This is a genomic window from Hymenobacter agri (assembly GCF_054778495.1).
The window spans coordinates 1-3,363 of record NZ_BAAGZM010000482.1; the positions used below are offsets into that span (position 1 = coordinate 1).

Sequence of the window (3,363 nt, forward strand, 5' to 3'; positions counted from 1 at the left end):
GCGCTGATGGCGGGGCCAGGAGCCAGCGCCGCCTGGCTGAGTACGGCCGCACTGGGCGACCGCCTGCCCGTGCTGGGGCGCGAAGACATCTGGTACCGGGTGCAGTGGCAGCAGCGCGTGGCCTACGTGCGTGCTTCCGACCTGCTGGTAGTAGACTAACCGGCTTCGTGGGGTAAGCGCCAATTTCCGGCAGCGCAAACCGGCCAATCGGCTAGCCGCGCCTACTTTTGCGCCATGCCCACTGCCCTTACCCTTACTGGTTTATTCTTATACCCTGTAAAATCCCTCGGTGGCTACGCAGTGGCCGAAGCCGACGTGACGGCCCGCGGCCTGCGCCACGACCGGCGCTGGCTGCTGGTGGATGAGCGTAACCGCTTCCTCACGCAGCGGCAGCATCCGGAGCTGGCGCTGCTGACGCTGGCGCCGGCCTACAACGGCTTCCTGATTTCGCACCGGCAGCGGCCCGAGCTACTACCGTTGTTCATTCCGTTTGAAGCACAGCCTGACCGCACATTGTTCGTAACGGTGTGGGACGATATTTTGTGGGCTTGGCGCGGGGCGCCCGAGGCCGATGAGTGGCTGAGTGAAGCCCTGGGCCGCACCTGTCGGCTCGTATATATGTCGGACATGGTGCGGCGCGATGTGGAACCGGCCCTGAACCCCGAAGGCCAGCTCGTGAGCTTTGCCGATGGCTACCCCTTCCTGCTGGCCGGCGAGGCCGCGCTGGCCGACCTCAATACCCGCCTGGCCGAGCCCGTGCCGATGAACCGTTTCCGCCCCAACCTGGTGTTTGGCGGCGGCGAGGCCTACGAGGATGACACCTGGGAGCTATTCCGGATTGGCGACGTGCCGTTTCGGGTAGTGCGGGGCTGCGGGCGCTGCGTGCTCACCACCATCGACCAGCAAACGGCGCAGAAAAATCCGCTCGGCGACCCGCTGCGCACGCTGGCCACTTACCGCAAGGCCGAAAACAGCACGCTGTTTGGCCAGAACGTAACCGGGCCGGGCCACGGCCGTCTGCGCGTGGGCGATGCCGTGACGGTGCTCAACCGGAAGTAGCGCGAACTTTTAGTTCGCGACGCGGCGCGATTTCAACGATTGATAGATGACGCGGGTGCGCGAACTAAAACTTCGCGCTACTGGCCAACCCCGGTATTACCGTCTGCGTTGGCAAATACCGCGCCTGCTTATGGTCGCGCTATTTATCTGATGGAACTGGACTATCTGCTTGACTTTATGGCCCGGCTGGCGGCCAACAACACGACGGCCTGGATGGCCGAGCACCGGGCCGACTACCAACGCGCCCGCGCGGCCTGCACCGAGCTGGTGCGCCAGGTGCTGGCCCGCGTGGCCGCCGTCGATGACGACCTGGCCAACCTGACTACCAGCGAAGTGATGTTCCGGCTGCACAAAAACGACCGCAGCCAGCGCGACCCCGAGCCCTACAAGCGTCGCATGGGTGCGGGGCTGAAGCTGGGCGGGCGGCATGCCCCGCGGGCGGGCTATTTCATTGCCATTCAGCCCGAGGGCAAGAGCTGGCTGGGGGCGGGCACCTTCCACCCCACGCCGGAAATGCTGGCCGCCATTCGGCAGGAAATTCATTACAGCCCCGATGAGTTTCATCGGCGGCGGCTGGCGGCGGAACTGCTGCGGCACTTTCCGGCCGGCCTCGATACCAGTGGGCCGCAGCTCACGCGCCCGCCGCGCGGCTACGCGGCTACCGACCCCGATGTGGCCTGGCTCAAGCTGAAGACGTTTGGCGTGGGCAAGTTTTACAGCGATGCCGAGGTGCTGGCGCCGGGCTTCGTGGACCAGCTAGTGGGTGATATTGCGGCAGCCCGGCCGTTGGTCGATTTCTTCAACGAGGCGCTGTGAAGTGCCGACGGTTAGCTTTTGGATAAGCAAAAAGCAGAACGTCATGCTTCGCTGCGCTCTGCCTGACGTTCTGCTTTCCTTTATTAACCCTTCTAAAACAGCCCGAACAGGGTGCTGTCAATCTTTTCGATGATGGTGCCCAGGTCTTCGGGATTGCGCACGTAATCGAGCTCGTTTACATCGATGATGAGGCTGCGGCCGGCGTTGTAGGTACCAATCCACTTCTCGTAGTGCTCGTTGAGATTTTTGAGGTACTCGATGCTGATGGTGTTCTCGTAGTCGCGGCCGCGCTTCTCAATCTGGCCGATGAGCTTGGGCAGGTCGGCGCGGAGGTAGAGCAGCAGGTCGGGCGGGGCTACGAGGTCCACCATCGACTCGAACAGGGCGTAGTAATTGTTGTAGTCGCGGGTTTCGAGCAGGCCCGACTCGTGCAGGTTGGCGGCGAAGATGTGGGCGTCTTCGTAGATGGTGCGGTCCTGGATGATGCCGCGTCCGGCTTTCTGCAATTCCTTGATGCGCTGCGTTTGGCGGAAACGACCGTTGAGGAAATACACCTGCAGGTGGAACGCCCAGCGGGGCATGTCGTGGTAAAAATCCTTCAGGTACGGATTGTCGTCGACGTCTTCCAGAAAAACTTCCCAGCGGAAGTGCTGAGCCAACTTGTGAGCCAGCGTGGTTTTACCGGCCCCAATGTTGCCGACAATGGCAATGTGCATGTGCTGCGAGCGAAAAAGGTACTGAATAGCAGAACCCCAAAGATAGCAGCCGGCCGCAGTTGAAAACATGGCAGATAACAAGGATTTTAGTATCGTTGCATCGTAATCATTTTCAACTGCACTCCAGACGCTATGGTCGAAACCGATACGAAACCTGTGCTCGCGCTTGATGACCGTTTTGGAGCTCCGCTGGCCGAGTTCTATTACCTGCCGCAAGGCCAGGTGCTGTACATTCGCTGGCACGGCAACCTCACGGCCAATGAGGTAATTCGGGCCGTCACCGAAGGCTCGAAGCTGCTGGCCACCCACCCGTTTACGCGGGTGCTGAACGACAAGCGCGAAACCAGCGGCGACTGGAGCGAGGCCCTGCCCTGGCTCGAATACGAATGGCTGCCGCTGGCCTTGGCGGGCGGCATTAGAGCCATTGCCTACCTGCTCTCGCCCGATTTAGAGTCGCAGATTGTGAGCCAGGAGTTCATGGACGACATTGGCCGCCACATGCACACGGCGCTGTTTCTGCACGAAGAGCCGGCGCGCCTGTGGCTGTATCAGCACTAAGTGGGCCGCCCCCCAGTTTATTCGACGCGTGATTTGACCTCGCGCGCCCCGCGCAAAGTGTGAAACTCGCCCTGGAAAGAGCGAATGCGCAGGCGCTCTTCGAGGGGCAGGCTGGTGCGCACCTGCTCGTAGCGCTGGTTGAGGCGAGCCAGCACCTGGCCGGCCCCGTCCCAGTCGCCCAGGCTCCACTGGCGGCGCTCTGCGCGGGTGGTGG

General features: G+C 62.2%; 5 protein-coding genes and 1 pseudogene. 4 read left to right on the plus strand and 2 right to left on the minus strand.

What is annotated here, in order from left to right:
* Positions 1 to 6: 6 nt before the first annotated feature.
* The 3 genes from ACYVDE_RS17995 (at position 7) to ACYVDE_RS18005 (ending at position 1,875) form a co-directional block, all read left to right on the plus strand.
* Complete coding sequence (locus ACYVDE_RS17995) at positions 7 to 159, plus strand: SH3 domain-containing protein (protein ID WP_460502940.1); 153 nt, start codon at positions 7 to 9, stop codon at positions 157 to 159.
* 75 nt (positions 160 to 234) lie between these two features.
* On the plus strand, positions 235 to 1,059 hold the full coding sequence (locus ACYVDE_RS18000) for an MOSC domain-containing protein (RefSeq protein WP_460502936.1): 825 nt from the start codon (positions 235 to 237) through the stop codon (positions 1,057 to 1,059).
* Between the two features lie 150 nt (positions 1,060 to 1,209).
* Positions 1,210 to 1,875, plus strand: coding sequence for a DUF2461 domain-containing protein (locus tag ACYVDE_RS18005; protein WP_460502937.1), 666 nt, complete (start codon positions 1,210 to 1,212; stop codon positions 1,873 to 1,875).
* 92 nt (positions 1,876 to 1,967) lie between these two features.
* Here ACYVDE_RS18005 and ACYVDE_RS18010 read toward each other — a convergent pair whose 3' ends face one another.
* The gene (locus ACYVDE_RS18010) at positions 1,968 to 2,591 is read right to left on the minus strand and encodes a deoxynucleoside kinase (protein WP_460502938.1); all 624 of its coding nucleotides are present in this window, start codon (positions 2,589 to 2,591) and stop codon (positions 1,968 to 1,970) included.
* A gap of 132 nt (positions 2,592 to 2,723) precedes the next feature.
* On the opposite strand from ACYVDE_RS18010, the gene ACYVDE_RS18015 reads away from it, so the two are divergent.
* Positions 2,724 to 3,149: a hypothetical protein gene (locus ACYVDE_RS18015; RefSeq protein WP_460502939.1), complete on the plus strand. Its 426-nt coding sequence runs from the start codon at positions 2,724 to 2,726 to the stop codon at positions 3,147 to 3,149.
* Between the two features lie 17 nt (positions 3,150 to 3,166).
* Here the strand turns inward: ACYVDE_RS18015 and ACYVDE_RS18020 are convergent.
* Positions 3,167 to 3,363 (minus strand): annotated as a pseudogene (locus ACYVDE_RS18020) (hypothetical protein); the annotation flags it as partial.

Excerpts from the sequence above, each read along its gene's own strand:
- ACYVDE_RS17995 (WP_460502940.1), top strand. The coding sequence starts at position 7 with ATGGCGGGGCCAGGAGCCAGCGCCGCCTGGCTGAGTACGGCCGCACTG.
- ACYVDE_RS18000 (WP_460502936.1), top strand. The coding sequence starts at position 235 with ATGCCCACTGCCCTTACCCTTACTGGTTTATTCTTATACCCTGTAAAA.
- ACYVDE_RS18005 (WP_460502937.1), top strand. The coding sequence starts at position 1,210 with ATGGAACTGGACTATCTGCTTGACTTTATGGCCCGGCTGGCGGCCAAC.
- ACYVDE_RS18010 (WP_460502938.1), bottom strand. The coding sequence starts at position 2,591 with ATGCACATTGCCATTGTCGGCAACATTGGGGCCGGTAAAACCACGCTG.
- ACYVDE_RS18015 (WP_460502939.1), top strand. The coding sequence starts at position 2,724 with ATGGTCGAAACCGATACGAAACCTGTGCTCGCGCTTGATGACCGTTTT.